15 protein-coding genes, 1 tRNA gene and 1 pseudogene are annotated in these 17,579 nt (G+C 42.4%); 12 read left to right on the top strand and 5 right to left on the bottom strand.

The features are described 5' to 3' along the window. The first annotated feature begins 338 nt into the window (after positions 1–338). Positions 339–1,469: a DUF3616 domain-containing protein gene (locus NIT79A3_RS08780; protein ID WP_013965855.1), complete on the top strand. Its 1,131-nt coding sequence runs from the start codon at positions 339–341 to the stop codon at positions 1,467–1,469. Between the two features lie 107 nt (positions 1,470–1,576). Here the strand turns inward: NIT79A3_RS08780 and NIT79A3_RS19470 are convergent. Both NIT79A3_RS19470 and NIT79A3_RS08775 read right to left on the bottom strand, forming a co-directional pair. Beyond that, positions 1,577–1,798, bottom strand: a pseudogene (locus NIT79A3_RS19470) (IS3 family transposase); the annotation flags it as partial. 181 nt (positions 1,799–1,979) lie between these two features. Next, positions 1,980–2,055, bottom strand: a tRNA-Lys gene (locus tag NIT79A3_RS08775). An 897-nt stretch (positions 2,056–2,952) separates the two neighbouring features. Here NIT79A3_RS08775 and cysD point away from each other — a divergent pair. From cysD to galU, 5 genes are all read left to right on the top strand, one after another. Beyond that, positions 2,953–3,849 carry a sulfate adenylyltransferase subunit CysD gene (cysD, locus tag NIT79A3_RS08770; RefSeq protein ID WP_013965854.1) on the top strand — a complete coding sequence of 299 codons (897 nt, stop codon included), beginning with the start codon at positions 2,953–2,955 and terminating at the stop codon, positions 3,847–3,849. Further along, positions 3,849–5,759 (top strand): sulfate adenylyltransferase subunit CysN, encoded by a 1,911-nt coding sequence (cysN, locus tag NIT79A3_RS08765; protein WP_013965853.1) that lies wholly within the window; start codon positions 3,849–3,851, stop codon positions 5,757–5,759. Before cysD ends, cysN begins: the two co-directional genes overlap by 1 nt. Positions 5,760–5,831: 72 nt before the next feature. Beyond that, positions 5,832–6,788, top strand: a complete 957-nt coding sequence (locus tag NIT79A3_RS08760; RefSeq protein WP_013965852.1) for a DHH family phosphoesterase — start codon at positions 5,832–5,834, stop codon at positions 6,786–6,788. A gap of 75 nt (positions 6,789–6,863) precedes the next feature. Continuing rightward, positions 6,864–7,889 carry a UDP-glucose 4-epimerase GalE gene (gene galE / locus NIT79A3_RS08755; RefSeq protein WP_013965851.1) on the top strand — a complete coding sequence of 342 codons (1,026 nt, stop codon included), beginning with the start codon at positions 6,864–6,866 and terminating at the stop codon, positions 7,887–7,889. 78 nt (positions 7,890–7,967) lie between these two features. Next, the gene (gene galU, locus NIT79A3_RS08750; RefSeq protein WP_013965850.1) at positions 7,968–8,861 is read left to right on the top strand and encodes a UTP--glucose-1-phosphate uridylyltransferase GalU; all 894 of its coding nucleotides are present in this window, start codon (positions 7,968–7,970) and stop codon (positions 8,859–8,861) included. 343 nt (positions 8,862–9,204) lie between these two features. Here the strand turns inward: galU and NIT79A3_RS08745 are convergent, their stop codons facing one another. Next, complete coding sequence (locus NIT79A3_RS08745) at positions 9,205–9,783, bottom strand: DUF2780 domain-containing protein (RefSeq protein ID WP_013965849.1); 579 nt, start codon at positions 9,781–9,783, stop codon at positions 9,205–9,207. A 199-nt stretch (positions 9,784–9,982) separates the two neighbouring features. Here NIT79A3_RS08745 and NIT79A3_RS08740 point away from each other — a divergent pair, with 199 nt between their 5' ends. The 5 genes from NIT79A3_RS08740 to NIT79A3_RS08720 all read left to right on the top strand — a co-directional run bounded on the left by NIT79A3_RS08740 (position 9,983) and on the right by NIT79A3_RS08720 (position 14,846). Beyond that, positions 9,983–10,180 (top strand): hypothetical protein, encoded by a 198-nt coding sequence (locus tag NIT79A3_RS08740; RefSeq protein WP_013965848.1) that lies wholly within the window; start codon positions 9,983–9,985, stop codon positions 10,178–10,180. A gap of 153 nt (positions 10,181–10,333) precedes the next feature. After that, the gene (gene corA / locus NIT79A3_RS08735; protein ID WP_013965847.1) at positions 10,334–11,446 is read left to right on the top strand and encodes a magnesium/cobalt transporter CorA; all 1,113 of its coding nucleotides are present in this window, start codon (positions 10,334–10,336) and stop codon (positions 11,444–11,446) included. A 133-nt stretch (positions 11,447–11,579) separates the two neighbouring features. Further along, complete coding sequence (locus NIT79A3_RS08730) at positions 11,580–13,118, top strand: IS5 family transposase (RefSeq protein WP_013965846.1); 1,539 nt, start codon at positions 11,580–11,582, stop codon at positions 13,116–13,118. A gap of 44 nt (positions 13,119–13,162) precedes the next feature. Continuing rightward, on the top strand, positions 13,163–13,729 hold the full coding sequence (locus NIT79A3_RS08725) for a hypothetical protein (protein ID WP_013965845.1): 567 nt from the start codon (positions 13,163–13,165) through the stop codon (positions 13,727–13,729). A gap of 688 nt (positions 13,730–14,417) precedes the next feature. Continuing rightward, the gene (locus NIT79A3_RS08720; protein ID WP_013965844.1) at positions 14,418–14,846 is read left to right on the top strand and encodes a hypothetical protein; all 429 of its coding nucleotides are present in this window, start codon (positions 14,418–14,420) and stop codon (positions 14,844–14,846) included. A gap of 5 nt (positions 14,847–14,851) precedes the next feature. Here NIT79A3_RS08720 and NIT79A3_RS08715 read toward each other — a convergent pair whose 3' ends face one another. Beyond that, on the bottom strand, positions 14,852–15,106 hold the full coding sequence (locus NIT79A3_RS08715) for a hypothetical protein (protein WP_013965843.1): 255 nt from the start codon (positions 15,104–15,106) through the stop codon (positions 14,852–14,854). Positions 15,107–15,590: 484 nt separating this feature from the next. Between NIT79A3_RS08715 and NIT79A3_RS08710 the strand changes: the two genes are divergently transcribed. Next, positions 15,591–17,009, top strand: coding sequence for an IS5 family transposase (locus NIT79A3_RS08710; RefSeq protein WP_013965842.1), 1,419 nt, complete (start codon positions 15,591–15,593; stop codon positions 17,007–17,009). Here NIT79A3_RS08710 and NIT79A3_RS08705 read toward each other — a convergent pair. Next, positions 16,983–17,522, bottom strand: a complete 540-nt coding sequence (locus NIT79A3_RS08705) for a hypothetical protein (RefSeq protein ID WP_013965841.1) — start codon at positions 17,520–17,522, stop codon at positions 16,983–16,985. The two genes, NIT79A3_RS08710 and NIT79A3_RS08705, sit on opposite strands and share 27 nt — an antisense overlap. Positions 17,523–17,579: the final 57 nt, after the last annotated feature.

Genomic DNA, 17,579 nt, shown 5'->3' with positions numbered 1-17,579 from the left:
TGTTACATAGCCTTTTAAATTAATGAAAACTTGAGAAAGCTCTGATTAAGTCCTTCGACAGGCTCAGGATGAACGGTAATATATTGATTACGTTCGTGGTAAGCTTGTCGAACCATGAATGTAATCAACTTAATCAGAGATTCCTTAACAGAAAAATTGGTTCCGGTTAAGAGGGTATAACTTGTTAGCAGACATTTTCAGCGCAGTTAAATTCGTTAACGATATTAAACATACATGGGACCAGAAACAGAATGCCGCTTGATTCTCTATTTACCAGATTTGATTATAGCTGCGAAGGCTGCCTTGTTCGTTAAGTAAATTCTTTTTGGAGTGAATTAATGAAAAAAATCAAGCTTGAATTTGAGAAAGAAGGGAAAGGAATATCGAAATCTCTGTCTGCGTTTGTACGTTTAGAGGATTCTATTTTCGCAGCAGGCGACGAAGGGGGCGATCTAGCCAGACTTAAAGAATTTGATGATGGCACTTGCTTTAAGCTCAAAGAATTGATCAATTTGAGTGATTGGTTTGATTTGCCAATCTCGCCACAAAAAGAACTGACGAAACAGCTAGTGGAAGTTGATCTTGAAGGGATGGATTTTGACTATACGAATCAGCTCTTATGGATGGTTGGATCGCATAGTCTGAAACGCGGTAAAGCGAATGCAATGTTTGATACAAAGAAAAATTTGGAACTACTTGGTAAAGTGAAACCAGATACAAATCGATTTTTTCTAGGTTGCTTGTTCTTGCATAAAAACAAAAACAATCAGTTCCGACTTTCTCCGAGTGCGGACGATAACAACACACGTGCAGCTCAGCTTAGATGTGATGCAACCACAAGCGAACTGCTGGATGAGATTAGACACGACACGCTATTCACTCGTTTTTGTGACAAAAATGGTGGAATTCCTGGCAAGGACAATGGCATTGATATTGAGGGCTTAGCATGTGCACCTAATGGAAGAGTGCTTGTAGGAATGCGCGGGCCAGTGCTGCGAGGAATCGCAACTGTTCTTGAATTAGCGCCGGAGCGGATTGATTCACCTAATACGAAAGCCGATCAATTGCAACTGACAAAAATTGGCCCCACCGGGCTTAAATATCGTCGCCATTTTATGGATCTGGCTGGGCATGGGATTCGTGATTTGTGCTGGGATGGTGATGATCTTTTAGTTCTTGTCGGCCCAACTACAGGTCTTGACTCGCCACCATTAATTTTCCGCTGGAAAGCAGCGATCAAGGCATTTGGGAAAATGAGAGGTGATGAAGAGAAGTTCATCTGGCGTTCAGGAAATGTGCTTGTGCAACAATCCCTAGGCTCAACCTGGAAGCAGGTTGAGGCAGGCGCTGATCATGCTGAAGCGATTACTTTGTTTGATAAGAAACGCTTGATGATCGATTACGATTCACCTAGTACAAAACGTTTTCACAAACCGGCTTCGGTTATAGTGGATATCGTTGATTTGTAGAGCTACAGTAAATTAGAGTTTATTTTGATTGCTGATTAAAAGTTAGTAAAAGCCAATACTAGTCAATGTGGCGTTTGAGGTGTGCTCTCAAAAAGGAGTCGATGTGATTAAACAGCGAATAGATGTGCATAGTATCGCTGTGCAAATGCAGTTGGCGATAGATAGCCAAGCCGTTTCTGCTTGTGCTGCCGGTTATAAAATATCTCGATATATTCGGTAATCTCCTGAATTGCCTGCTACCGTGTTTTGAATTTTTGAAAATGCCCCAGTTCGGTTTTAAGTATTTCTCATAAGCTCTCCATCGGAGCATTGTCATAGCTATCTTGTTTGTGATCTATATCATCAACAATCAGAGTTCCGTCTAAGCTCGGTACAAAACTGATCGCCAATCCACTTCGCTTAATTTCTGGGAAAAATCGAAAAAGTATATCGCTAACAGTATGATAGTAAACGTTTAGTCATACTAATAAAAAAGGGATTAGCCTATTAAGCTAACCCCTTGATTTATTTTGGTAGGCCGTGCGCGATTCGAACGCGCGACCAACGGATTAAAAGTCCGCTGCTCTACCGGCTGAGCTAACGACCCAAAGCGCAATATTATACCTGATTCGGCTGACGATATAAATGGCTTTATCTGATTGGACATCGATATTAAATGGAGCGTGCTGACAACGACGCATTTATAAGTAGTCAGATTGAATTTCCATACTGTTTTAATTATTAATAATATCAATATGTAGTTATTATTTTGCGGTTGAAATGAGGTTTTTTGTTATTTGTATTCCACAGAGGACAGAAACTAATTTCTCGGAGTTTAAGGTAATTTACTCGTTGTTTTATATTAGGTTTTGCGATTAATAGAAAGAATCTATGTGGTATTTCTGTTCAATTCAAAAAAATGAACCTATATCTCTATTATTATGATCTGATTCAATCATTTCTTTGCATAATTAGTTGCCGGGCAATTATATTCATCGCGTTCGCTTTAAACACATAGTTTATTTGCTTTGGACAACAACTCTTATTCACTGATAATATCGCAAGTATCATATACAATACTTTTTGAAATAAACTAAAGGATTTCTTTAAAAACTACAGTGAATTCCTTATTCTTTTATAGCAGTAAAAAAAAGAACTATATATATAATTAGAATTAACTAAATCACATACGCATCTAATCTGCCCAAAATATACATGCAAACTGGCATGTAAATATTCCCCTAACAGGCTGTTTAAAGACGTATTCGAGGCAGTCGATGCAAGGCAAGAACAGGTAAAAAAGCGCAGTTTATGCTTAATAAATGAGCATTTTTGAGTCTGTTTTAACACTGTAGCGGCAAAGCAGATAGTTTCTCCACGGCCTGCTAAGAGTGGGAAGAATTAAGATTGCAGGGATAAAATAGTTTATTTCGCAATAAGAGAAGATCCATAGTCATATTAATATAACGCTGCTACGTTTTACTATTGAAGGAAGCTATTGACAATGTTGACACACTTACAACGCCTTGAAGCGGAGAGTATTCAAATTATGCGGGAGGTGGTTGCGGAGTGCGAGCACCCGGTAATGCTCTATTCTATCGGTAAGGATAGTGCAGTGATGCTGCATCTTGCAGTAAAGGCATTTTACCCCTCGAAACCGCCATTCCCGTTATTGCATGTTGATACCACATGGAAATTCAAAGAAATGATTGAATTTCGAGATGTCATGGCGAAGAAGCTCGGACTTGATCTGATTGTTCACATTAATCCGCACGGGGTTGAAAAAGGAATTAATCCATTTACCCATGGTTCTGCAGTTCATACCGATATCTGGAAGACGGAAGGTTTAAAGCAGGCGCTTGATAAATTCGGTTTTGATGTCGCTTTTGGCGGTGCGCGCCGGGACGAGGAAAAGTCGCGTGCCAAGGAACGTATTTTTTCAATCCGTTCTGCGCAGCATCGATGGGATCCCAAGTTGCAGCGCCCTGAACTCTGGCGGCTATATAACACGCGCAAAAATAAAGGTGAAAGTATTCGGGTATTTCCGTTATCAAACTGGACTGAACTCGATATCTGGCAGTACATTTACTTGAATAATATTCCCATCGTCCCACTGTATTTTGCCAAGGAGCGTCCGGTTGTGGAGCGTGATGGCACATTGATTATGGTGGATGACGATCGTCTTCCGATGCAGAAAGGTGAGGTTCCTATGATGAAGAAAGTGCGTTTCCGTACCCTGGGCTGCTATCCATTAACTGGAGCGATTGAGAGCGAAGCGAATTCGCTGACAGCGATCATTCAGGAAATGCTGCTTGCAAGAACATCCGAACGGCAGGGTCGTCTTATCGATCATGACTCTGCAGGTTCCATGGAGAAAAAGAAACAGGAGGGGTACTTCTAATGGCACACGTGTCTGATTTGATTGCCGAGGATATCGAGCTATATTTAAAAACCCATGAAAACAAAAGCTTACTTCGTTTTATCACCTGTGGCAGTGTTGATGACGGAAAAAGTACTCTGATTGGGCGCTTGCTTTATGAGTCAAAAATGTTATTTGAAGACCAATTGGCTCAGTTGGAAGTTGATTCAAAGAAAGTTGGTACACAAGCTGGGGATCTGGATTTTGCGCTTCTGGTGGATGGACTTTCGGCAGAGCGTGAACAGGGCATTACCATTGACGTGGCGTATCGTTTTTTTTCGACAGATAAGCGAAAGTTTATCGTCGCAGATACGCCAGGACATGAACAATATACGCGCAATATGATCACTGGTGCTTCAACGGCTGATGTTGCGGTTATCCTTATCGATGCCCGTAAAGGCGTATTGACACAAACCCGGCGGCATAGCTATCTGGTTTCATTAATCGGAATTCGCTATGTGGTGCTGGCAATCAATAAGCTGGATATGGTGGGGTACTCGGAAGAAATTTTTAACCGAATTGATAATGATTACCGTATTTTTGCAAAAGAAGTCGGTTTGCAAAATATTGTGACCATCCCTATGTCCGCTCTGAAAGGCGACAATATTACTGAGCTGAGTACGAATACCCCTTGGTATCGCGGGGAAACATTGATGGGATACCTTGAGAACGTACAAGTAGAAGATGCGGCTGAAGAATCTGGAGTTTTTCGCATGCCGGTGCAGTGGGTAAATCGCCCCAATCTAGATTTTCGTGGTTATTCTGGAATCGTTGTGCGTGGCAGTATTAAACCTGGCGATCCTGTTCGAGTCCTGCCGTCTGGCAGAGAAAGCCGTGTGGCACGCATCGTAACCAGTGATGGCGATCTTGAGCAAGTTATTTCCGGGCAATCTGTTACGTTGACTCTGACAGATGAAATCGATATCAGCCGGGGCGATATTCTTGCAGCAACTGACACGCCGCCGAGTGTGGCAGACCAGTTCGAAGCAACTATTGTATGGATGTCTGACGAACCAATGTTGCCGGGCAGACCGTATTTAATGAAGATAGGCGCAAGAACGGTCACGGCTAATATTTCATTGCTGAAATATAAGGTTAACATCAATACGCTCGAGCATGTTGCGGTTACAAAGCTGGAACTCAATGAAATCGGGATTTGTAATTTAAGTTCTGATCAGTTGATCGCATTTGATCCGTATAAAGAAGATCGCGATACCGGTGGTTTTATTATGATCGATCGCCTGACCAATAATACGGTTGGCGCGGGTATGCTACATTTTGCTTTGCGCCGCTCGCAAAATATTCATTGGCAGGCCATCAACATTAATAAGCAGGCGCATGCAGCCATTAAAGGCCAAAAGCCATTCATACTTTGGTTTACCGGATTGTCAGGCAGTGGCAAATCAACCATAGCCAATCTGGTCGAGAAAAAACTCTATTCATTGGGCAAACATACTTATCTGCTGGATGGAGACAATGTGCGTCATGGTCTCAATAAGGATCTTGGTTTTACCGATGCCGACCGCGTTGAAAATATTCGCCGTATCGCTGAAGTCGCCAAGCTGATGATCGATGCAGGACAGATTGTACTGGTATCGTTCATCTCGCCGTTTCGTTCCGAACGGCGGATGGCGCGGGAACTGGTCGAGCAAGGGGAATTCTTTGAGATATTCATCGATACCCCCATTCATGTGGCAGAAGAACGAGACCCTAAGGGACTGTACAAAAAAATGCGACGTGGTGAATTGAAAAACTTTACCGGCATTGATTCACCGTATGAGGTACCAGAAAATGCAGAAATTTGCATTGATACGATGGATAAGACCCCGGAACAGGCTGTTGAGCAAATTATCAATTATCTGACGATCAAAGGCGCACTTAATCAGCCTTGATTTCCTCTTTTTCAATTGGATGAAGATCTGAATTAATGGCTATCCATATGCAAAATCACTTAGTATAACAATATGACTCAGTACTATGTATTTAATGGTGATGCGGATGGATTGTGCGCACTGCATCAGTTGAGACTGGCTGATCCGGTAACCGGCAGCTTGGTCACCGGGGTTAAGCGTGATATTAAGCTACTCGATCGTGTTGAAGCTAATACAGGCGATCGGGTAACGGTGCTTGATATTTCTTTGGATAGCAATCGCAAAGGTTTGATGCGCTTGCTGGAAATGGGTGTAATTGTTGAATATTTCGATCATCATCATGCCGGAGAAATACCGCAACATCCCAATTTGACGCCGCACATTGATTTGTCGGCCGATGTATGTACCAGTTTGTTGGTTGATCAATACTTGAAAGGGGAATTTCATCTGTGGGCAATTACCGCCGCCTTTGGTGATAATCTTATAAAAAAAGCCCATCAGCTTGCGAACTCGGCAGGATTAACTGAAGCAAAAGCGGAACAACTCGCTCGTTTGGGTGAATATCTGAACTACAATGGCTATGGCGACAGTTTATCTGATCTGAACTTTCATCCAGAAGAGCTATATAAGAAATTAGAGCCGTATAGTAATCCATTCGATTTCATTGCTCAATCGGCTGCTTTTACTCAGCTTGCATCCGGATTCAACGATGATATGAGCCAGGCTGCCTTATTGCATCCATTAATGAGTGATGACCGCTGTGCGGCTTATTTGCTACCAGACGCGCCTTGGGCAAGGCGCGTAACCGGTAACTTTGCCAACAAACTGGCAAATGAAAATCCTGAACGTGCGCATGCAGTGATTACGCCGAATCACTCTGGCAAATATACGGTGAGTGTACGAGCTTCTCTTACGAATCCGCAGGGTGCAGACGTGCTTTGCCTGCAATTTGACACAGGTGGAGGGCGCAAAGCTGCGGCAGGTATCAACCATTTACCAACAGACTCGCTTGATAACTTTGTGACACACTTCAAGCAGCATTTTAGTTAGCTGAGTAGAGTCCTGAAGTGCATCAGTGGTCTTCAATGCCGTTGATAAATCTGTCTATTTTCGAGGTTAATAATCATGATTCTTGTCACTGGCGGTGCCGGATATATCGGATCGCATACCTGCGTTGAACTGCTAAACGCGGGTTTTGACATCACGGTATTTGATAATTTCTGCAACAGCAATCCTGAAGCGCTGGCACGAGTTGAACGAATTACCGGTAGAAAGATGGGATTGATTGAAGGCGATTGCCGCAATCATGCGAGCTTGGTAGCCGCCCTAAAAGAATGTAAAGCCAATGCTGTTATTCACTTTGCCGGCCTTAAAGCAGTGGGGGAATCGGTTGAACAACCGCTTTCCTATTACGATAATAACGTGGTTGGCACGTTGCGGCTGTTGCAAGCAATGCACGAATGCGATGTCAAAACACTGGTATTCAGCTCTTCTGCAACTGTTTATGGTGATCCGGTCCGATTGCCATTGACCGAGGATCATCCGCTTGCACCCACCAATCCTTATGGCCGCAGCAAGCTCATGGTCGAAGAAATACTGCGTGATTTTCATCAAAGCGATAACACGCTTAGGATCAGTATATTGCGATACTTCAATCCGGTAGGTGCACACGCCAGTGGATTGATCGGCGAGGATCCACAAGGAATACCGAATAATTTAATGCCTTATGTAACACAGGTTGCTGTAGGGAGAAGAGAAGCTCTGAACGTATGGGGTAACGATTATCCTACCCCCGATGGAACCGGAGTCAGGGATTACATTCACGTTGTTGATTTAGCACATGGGCATCTCAAGGCATTGGAAGCGTCACAAAGCGCGCAAGATAACAAATCAGGCCAGTGCCTGACTGTGAACCTAGGTACTGGACTGGGTTATAGTGTTCTAGATGTAGTGCATGCTTTTGAGAAGGCGAGCGGGCGGTCTATTCCGTATCGGATTGCACCCAGACGTCCCGGTGATATTGCCTCCTGCTATGCCGACCCGAAACGTGCTTTTGAGCTGTTGGGTTGGCAAGCGAAACATGGTTTGGGAGAAATGTGCGCAAGCAGTTGGCATTGGCAATGCACCAATCCCAAAGGCTATCAGAACTGATCAAAGCTACCGCCCATAGGTCAACTGTAAATTTACCGGATCTGAGATTACTGTACTAAATATTAAGGAGAGCTCTAAATGAAAGCGATAAGAAAAGCGGTTTTTCCTGTTGCTGGTTTAGGAACACGTTTTCTGCCCGCAACCAAAGCAAATCCAAAAGAAATGCTACCGATCGTTGATAAGCCATTGATCCAGTTTGCCGCAGAAGAAGCCGTTGCTGCAGGAATTGATGTGTTAATTTTTATCATCGGGCGCAACAAAAGTTCGATACCTGATCATTTTGATAAAGCTTACGAACTGGAAGCAGAACTAGAAGCAAGCGGAAAGCAAGAAATGTTGAACATTGTTCGCAATATCCTGCCGCCACGTATTGATTGCGTCTATATCCGGCAAGCAGAGGCACTCGGATTGGGACATGCAGTGCTATGCGCGCAGTCCGTCGTAGGTGATGAGCCTTTCGCGGTATTGCTGGCGGATGATTTGATCAATACCAACGAAAGAAGTTGTTTAAGCCAAATGGTTGATATTTATAGCCAACATCATTGTTCGATACTGGGAATCGAACACGTTGCTCGCGAGACAGTCAACCGGTATGGCATTATTGACAGTTCCCCCATTTCTGATAGCTTGTCAAAGGTCAATGCGATTGTTGAAAAACCGGCCATCGATAAAGCACCTTCCAATTTAGCGGTAGTCGGCCGTTATATTCTCACACCGCGCATCTTTAAACTGCTTGAAAAGACACAGCGCGGAGCCGGAAATGAAATTCAATTAACCGATGCAATCGCGAAACTGCTAAAAGAAGAAACAGTATTGGGCTACGAGTTTGATGGCAAGCGTTTCGACTGCGGGAGTAAATCAGGTTATTTGCAAGCAACCGTAGAATTTGCACTACAGCATCCGGAGCTCAAGCAGGAATTTGCGTCGTATTTGTATGATTTAGTAAAAAATAAACTGGAAAAATCGCCATAAATTCGGATGTTGAGCTGAGTAAAGTATCCGGCTTTAGTTAATCACAGCACAAACGGTGATTATGGAAGGATACCTGAACGGTACGCCCATCGTTTAGCTTGAGCAATTGCAATGCGGATTGCGTGATCTTCCGGCATTCTTCTTGCTAGCAGGGCATTCGCAATCGCAATTGCTTTCAGCCTTACGGGGCTCGGTAAATTCCGCATCGCGACAGGGTAATATTCTGCTGTCCAAGGCATTACACTTTATGTATTACAGCATTGCACAGGCGATAACATAAGAGTGCAAGCCAATATTTCTATTGGTTTGCACTTTTCTTTATAAATAAATGATTTCGCAGCACTCAACGTGCAGTCAAAGCGGATTGCAACAGATCGGCAGTAGCCTGTCCGCTTGTTTTGCTTACATAATTTGTTACGATGGGGATAAATTGACCCACCATGTCCGGCGAAAGACTCAATTGCTGGAAAGATGCGGCAAGTGCAGTTACGTTGCCCAACGTATTACTTTTATCCCCCATCAGAGAAGATAAACCGCCTGACAAATTGGACATGGCGGGAGCTGCATTCAGCATGCTATCCATTCCGGGAATGGATTTTGATAAAGTGGCAAATGCTTGCGGATTCATAGTTCCTTGCGCCATTTGAAAAATCGCGCCAGCACCTCCTAATGCTTGTTGAGGCGATACACCTAACCGGTGAACCAAAATATCAACCAGTCCGATTTGGTTAATACCCGTTGTACTAGCAGCAGCCGAACCTGCATCAAGTACTTGCCTGCCACTTTGCGCCGCACTTTCTATCGTTGTCAAGCCGCGATCAACCGTGTTCAAGGGATTATTAGGACTGTTGGTAGCTGCACAGCCCATGATTGATATGAGTATTGTTAAAGCACTAAACTGATTGTAAATCGTTCTTCTCATTATGATTGCTCCTTATAAAGAAAATAGAGAGTGATATACGCCGAATATAAATAACATTTAAGTAAATAACATGATGCCATCAATGAACGCTGAGTACTACATAATATACGCATTGTCATAAATTCTTCATAATTCAGTCATCAAATCTTCACACAAGCAGATTAAGCTTACTGACATTATAAATACCCAGGAGAAAGTAATGTATTGCTTGATTAAAGAATGGCCTAATAAAATGGCAACTTTGATGACCGAAGATGGTGTGGTACTCTGGACATTCAGTGATATAGAAGAAGCCCGTAAAGTCTGGCAAGATTGGTGTTCCCTTCAGAATAACCGAATTGCTGATCAAATCGAGTATCTTGGCAAATCAGGCCTATCTGAGCAGAATATTCCCTGATACGCCTTCCGGTAACTCAACCGCATCTGCAGTTTTCTGATCGTTATCGATCAGTCCTATTCTTTTTCCATTGGTTTCTTGCAGTATATTCCCCCAACCGTAAGCAAAGCACTTAGAATAAGCATTTTGGCCATTCGTTCCGGGTAAGCTTCTATGCGTTCTACTTCTCCGTCAGGACACTTCCTGCAGCAACAAACCACTAAAAAATTTTTAAGCAGCGCAGCCGATAAATCCGGGCTTCCTGCGGGAACACTGGTACATATTGGCGAGAAACATGAGTCGGAATGTAAAATTACCGTTACACAATACAATGCGGATACTTTGACGCGCGATGAAATTACTTCGATTGCAGAGTTACAACACTTAAAAAACGCGGAACAGATTACTTGGGTGAATGTGGATGGATTGAGTGATATCCATATCGTGGAGAGCATAGGCCAGGAACTGAATATTCATCCTTTGGTATTGGAAGATATCTTAAGTACCCATCAGCGACCCAAACTGGAAGAGTACGATGATTTTCTTTATATGGTTATCAAAGGTATCAGTCTTAACCGGGAAAAAAACTTTTGTCTGCAGTACGAGCAAATCAGTATCCTGCTATTAGCCAATTATGTGGTTACCTTTAAAGAAAAAGCTGATGATACATTTGATCCCATATACAACCACCTGCAAAACCGCAATGGCCGCTTACGGCAGTTTGGCAGTGATTACTTGGCGTACGTTATCCTTGATACGATAGTTGATGAATATTTTGTTGTAGAAGATAGTTTGGATGATGTTATTGATCCATTGGAAGACGACATATTATTCAATTCCAGTAAAGAGATGCTGCAAACCGTGCAACAGATACGCCGTGGTTTGATATCCATGAAACGCAATATTTCTCCACTGCGCGAATTATTGGCGACAATTCAGCGTATCGATACTCCCTTGCTACAGCAAAAAACGCTGCGTTATTACGGGGATGTTTATGATCATGTACTACGCGTCACCGATTCACTCGAATCTTATCGAGAGAGGATCTCTGCCATGCATGATATTTATCTTTCCAGTATCAGCAATAAGCTGAATGAAACAATGAAAGTCCTAACCATTTTCGCATCCATTTTTATACCATTGACTTTTATCGCCGGTATTTATGGAATGAACTTTGAATACATGCCGGAATTGAAATGGCGATGGGCTTATCCTGCACTATGGGTGATTTTTATTACGATCAGTTTAGGATTGCTTTATTATTTTAAAAAGAAAAAATGGATATAGTGCTAATACTTAATCGACCCTGAAATATCTATAAGCTCCTGATATTAGTTATAAATATACTGATTCTTAATGCTCATAACGACCGGAAATGTTAAAATATCCAAGTGTTTTCTGGTCGAAATGGTGATTAAAAATGCTAAGACATAGCAGTACGATTCATCAACCGAATTTGTTTGGAACAGATTTGTTGATGCAACTTGATCCCAATGATTTGTTGCTGAAGCTTGCATCAGCGATACCCTGGCAAGAATTTGAGGAATCATTTTCCATCCATTACACGACGGCGGCAGGTGCGCCGAGTAAGCCGATCCGGCTGATGGTTGGGTTATTGATACTGAAGCAGTTAGAGAATCTGAGTGACGAATCGATAGTATTGCAGTGGAAGCGCAATCCTTATTACCAGGCCTTTTGCGGCATGAAAGAATTCCAGCAAAAGCTGCCTTGCCATAGTACGGAGCTGGTGCATTTTCGCAAGCGCCTAGGCGCGCAAGGTGTAGAGCGGATTTTCCGGATGAGTGTTGGTTTGCATGGGGAATCAGCGCTGGAAGATGTGGTCCATGTTGACACGACTGTGCATGAGAAGAACATCACGTACCCGACAGATAGCAAACTAGCGATCAAGATTATCAATCGCCTCAACAAGATTGGCCCCGCCCACGGCATTTCACAGCGGCGCACTTTCGTCAAAGAAGTGAAGTCACTGCGCCTGGATATTCGGCACTACCGGCACGTGAAGAAAAGAGCCAAGGCTAAACGCGCATTAAAGCGGCTCAGAACCATTGCAGGTGTATTGATACGGGAACTCAGGAGAGAATTACCGCAGCACTGTCTGTTTGAATGCTATCAACGGGACTTTCTATTGTATGAGCGCGTATTACGGCAACAGCAAAACGATAAGAACAAGATCTACTCATTGCACGAACCGCAAGTGTACTGTGTCGCCAAGGGGAAAGACCACAAACAATATGAGTACGCTAGCCAAGCATCGATCGCCAGTACCGCAAAAGGTAATCTGATCGTCGGCGTAATCAGTCACGAACAGAATCTGCATGACAGCAATACGTTACCAGAGATCCTGCGTCATGTTGAGATTTCGCGCGGGAAAGCAGCCAAGCAAGCCGTATGCGATCGCGGCTACCGCGGCAAACGTGAAGTCAATGGAACCCAGATCATTTTGCCCGGAAAAGGACTCAAGAAAGATACCCGATACCAGAAAGACAAGAAGCGGAAACAGTGCAGGAGGCGTGCCGCGATTGAACCCATTATCGGCCACCTGAAATCGGATTATCGAATGGCGAGGAACTATCTGAAAGGCGCTATTGGCGATCGCAGCAACCTGCTGATGGCTGCTGCCGCCTGGAATCTGAAACAATGGCTGCTGGCCATTGTTTGGCTCTTTTTCCCATGGCGAAAATTGCAAATTATCGGATTCCTTGATGGAAATTTAAACTACCAGGGCATGCATTTTAGTAAGCAAGAGTTTCCCCGGGCAGCTTTTCCAGAACAACTGTCGTTTGATACTTTTTCAGGGTCGACTAGCTACAATTTGTTAGTGGCTAATAAATTCAAATTTCTCATTAGAAACCTTCTTTTACCTGCAGAATCATATATTGAAATCAGAAAACAAAAGGGTACTGCGACAATTTGTCGCACTTCAATATTATTATTTTAGTTTAAAATTAAAAATGAGAGGTTTGATCATCTCACGGAGGTAATATGAATAACGAAAGCTTTCTTAAACTTTTACGCATACATTTCGACGATAGAAATGATCGCTTAATGGAAAAATTATCTGAAGAGCAACAGCGTTTCAAAGCCAGTGATGTAATAAATTCGTCATCGAATTCTACGTTACTACATACTGTAGTGAAAATGGAATTAGTAGAAAGCAGCGACATCATAGTGGAAACAGCATTTAGTGTTGTTGATAAGGAATATTTAATATCAAATTATCCACAAATAAGAAAAGCATGTTCATCTGCATTTATGGCAAGAACAGCAGAAATTGAAGAAATATTTCTGCAGTATGCAGATTATCTAGAAGTAGCATCACAGAATACGGAAATGACAAATCCTTATATGCCACTTGCCGACTTTGAGTTTCTGCAACTTATAAAGATAAATGATAAAGTTTCTAAAGCATATCAGGAGCATTTTAATCAGAGTAGCCATAATTTAACCCCCGAAATAGAAAAACAGCCTGTTCATCAGGCTGTTTTGTTAAGGAGGCCTTTATTTGCAATGACTTTTGCAATCCTGGCTTGTATCACTCTTATTGCTTAATTCGTCGTTTAAGCGAAAGAAAGAGAATCTCAAGCTTAGTATTCAGCATCAAATTTAATTTTTTCCCAAGGGGCGCGCGCCGCCGGCGCAAGAGTACGACCGCCAAAGGCGGCATGCTATCAGAACTCTAACACGATTTATCTTTACCCTGACTTCACCATATTGTTATTTCTTTATTCCTGCCGCTAAATGCCTGATGATTTTTATCGGACCATTTACCTCGTTTAATTTCTGAATACTTCATAATTTTTATTGGCGCATTCGATACACGCGTAGCAAGTCTGTTAAGCGTAGGTATTACGCTATGTTACGGACGAAAAAAAAAGCCTGATTGAGTCAGGCCTTGAAGCTTCTCGAAAAAATCGACTAAAAGATCCAATTCTCTCCAAAATTTCATTCTACACTCAATTGCCAATAATTTGTATTATGTTAAATTGAATAACCGCAGAAATAAATTCCGCAGAAAATCCGATATGTTTTCAGAGTTTCTGGAAAAACTGTTTAGCGGTTTTCAGAATACCAGCGTTAGCCATTGAATCATCATTCTAAACCCGAATCATTCGTGCAATATCCTCATATCCGACAAGCAATAACAACTTCTGAATAAGTTGCTTGTCGGCTTTCTTTTGTCGAAATGAAAATCAATTAAAATTTGTGATGATCTAGTCTTTGCTCTTAGGTTGAAAAAATGAATGAGCTAATCTTTGGCATCAGCATAGAAGAAATCGAAAGAATCACTGGTGAAGATCTAAAAGCCATTAAGAAATGGAAAAAAGGGACTAAGGAAATTCCGGAATCAGCACTCAGGCTTTTAAGGCTATATCTTAAAGGCGATGCGAGCGCTTTACTGGGTGATGATTGGAAAGGATATCGTTTTTCGGGTAATTTGTTTTATGTTCCTGAGTGGAAAAATGGTTTTCCACCGCATGAAATCAGGGCGTTATTTTGTAAATGTCAGCAGATTTGGAGCTTAGAGCGGGAAATTGAGTTGCTGAAGCGAGAATTGGCAAGACGTAATGAAGATATCGATAATCTTGAGGTTAAGGCTGCTTTCTATAGGCGCCAGTTAGTGCTTGAAAGCCGGTTCCGTATGATTTTACAGAGAAGTTTTATTTAAGCTCTTTAGCTAAAAGATGAAACACGCTCATGAAATTCACTCGATGATGCAAGGTATGGGAGCGGAAAATCTGTGTGGTTTTCATCAGCGATTTTTTTCAATGTTTGAATTGCATCAATAATTAGATTACGCGCAGTTTCAAAATCTTCTTCATATACGCTGATATTAGAAAATTCAGCTACCCTACCCACATATAAAATTTCATTGTCGATTTTTTCTTTACGAATCGTGATCGTATAGAATTCTGGATCAAATTTCATTTAAATTACTCCTTTGTTGCATTTCAAGCTGCTTCACAAACTTATGCTTTTTCATATACGGACGTTTAACGGCTTCCTCTACTTAACAGATATAAAGGCACCTATATGTAAATTTTGAGCTCTCAATCTGATTTTATGATCCCACTATGACTGGCGAGGGATAAATACCCAAGCATGGCATTGTATTGGATGACAGCAATGCGAAGGTTAATTCACCACCTAGAAGTGAGCTTACGCGACTGCCAGTTAATAAGTTAGTGAACAAAGTGGCAGAGTGCAGAAGCCAATACACTGATTGCGATAACCTCTGCGGCAATTGCTGAACTACGAACTAATCAATTGAAGAGATACAGAATATAATTAGTCAGCCCTGAAATATCCACAAGCACTTGATACTATGCTTGAATGATCTGATTCTTAATGCTCATAACGACCGGAAATGTTAAAATATCCAAGTGTTTTCTGGTCGAAATGGTGATTAAAAATGCTAAGACTTAGCAGTACGATTCATCAACCGAATTTGTTTGGAACAGATTTGTTGATGCAACTTGATCCCAATGATTTGTTGCTGAAGCTTGCATCAGCGATACCCTGGCAAGAATTTGAGGAATCATTTTCCATCCATTACGCGGCGGCGGCAGGTGCGCCGAGTAAGCCGATCCGGCTGATGGTTGGGTTATTGATACTGAAGCAGTTAGAGAATCTGAGTGACGAATCGATAGTATTGCAGTGGAAGCGCAATCCTTATTACCAGGTTTTTTGCGGCATGAAAGAATTCCAGCAGAAGCTGCCTTGCCATAGCACGGAGCTGGTGCATTTTCGCAAGCGCATAGGTGCGCAAGGTGTAGAGCGGATTTTCCGGATGAGCGTTGGTTTGCATGGGGAATCAGCGCTGGAAGATGTGGTTCATGTTGACACGACTGTGCATGAGAAGAACATCACGTACCCGACGGATAGCAAACTAGCGATCAAGATTATCAATCGCCTCAACAAGATTGGCCCCGCCCACGGCATTTCACAGCGGCGCACTTTCGTCAAAGAAGTGAAGTCACTGCGCCTGGATATTCGGCACTACCGGCACGTGAAGAAAAGAGCTAAGGCCAAACGCGCATTAAAGCGACTCAGAACCATTGCAGGTGTATTGATACGGGAACTCAGGAGAGAATTACCGCAGCACTGTCTGTTTGAATGCTATCAACGGGACTTTCTATTGTATGAGCGCGTATTACGGCAACAGCAAAACGATAAGAACAAGATCTACTCATTGCACGAACCGCAAGTGTACTGTGTCGCCAAGGGGAAAGACCACAAACAATATGAGTACGCTAGCCAAGCATCGATCGCCAGTACCGCAAAAGGTAATCTGATCGTCGGCGTAATCAGTCACGAACAGAATCTGCATGACAGCAATACGTTACCAGAGATCCTGCGTCATGTTGAGATTTCGCGCGGGAAAGCAGCCAAGCAAGCCGTATGCGATCGCGGCTACCGCGGCAAACGTGAAGTCAATGGAACCCAGATCATTTTGCCCGGAAAAGGACTCAAGAAAGATACCCGATACCAGAAAGACAAGAAGCGGAAACAGTGCAGGAGGCGTGCCGCGATTGAACCCATTATCGGCCACCTGAAATCGGATTATCGAATGGCGAGGAACTATCTGAAAGGCGCTATTGGCGATCGCATCAACCTGCTGATGGCTGCTGCCGCCTGGAATCTGAAACAATGGCTGCTGGCCATTTTTTGGCTCTTTTTCCCATGGCGAAAACTGCAAATTATCGGATTCCTTGATGGAAATTTAAACTACCAGGGCATGCATTTTAGTAAGCAAGAGTTTCCCCGGGCAGCTTTTCCAGAACAACTGTCGTTTGATACTTTTTCAGGGTCGACTAATTACAATAGATAATGTAATTAAGCTTCTTTCTAGCGACAGCTTTTTCGGCAATTGGCGATTCTCTTTTACGTTGGTTAAATTCCGATTATGCTGCTTAATATGTTCTTGATATGCTTCAGAGACTTTTCCATTCATTTCGACAAGTTGCATAAACTCAAAATCGGCAAGTGGTGTATAAGGATTTGCCATTTCTGTATCTTGCGATTCTGTTTCTAGATGACCCACATTCTGCAGAAATATTTCTTCGATTTCTGCTGCTCTTTCCATAAATGCAGATGCGCATACTTTTCTTATTTGTGCAAAATTTGATATTAAATATTCTGTATCCACGATATTAAATGCTGTTTCAACAATAATATCGCTACTTTCTATCAATTCCATTTTTACTACCGCATGTAGTAGCATAATATTCGATGACGAATTTTCTTTAAAACGTTGCCTCTCTTGAGTAAACCTCTCAATCATTCGAATATTTCTTTCATTAAAATTCAGATGTAAAAGTTTAAGAAAGCTTTCATTATTCATACTGCCTCCATGGAATGCAGAATTATTCACAACTTGAATTAACCTGAACGAATCAAA

Origin of the sequence: Nitrosomonas sp. Is79A3, assembly GCF_000219585.1 — a bacterium.
Taxonomy (GTDB): Bacteria; Pseudomonadota; Gammaproteobacteria; order Burkholderiales; family Nitrosomonadaceae; genus Nitrosomonas.
The sequence above is the reverse complement of the archived record's forward strand: the minus strand, read 5'-3'. Positions and strand labels throughout refer to the sequence as shown.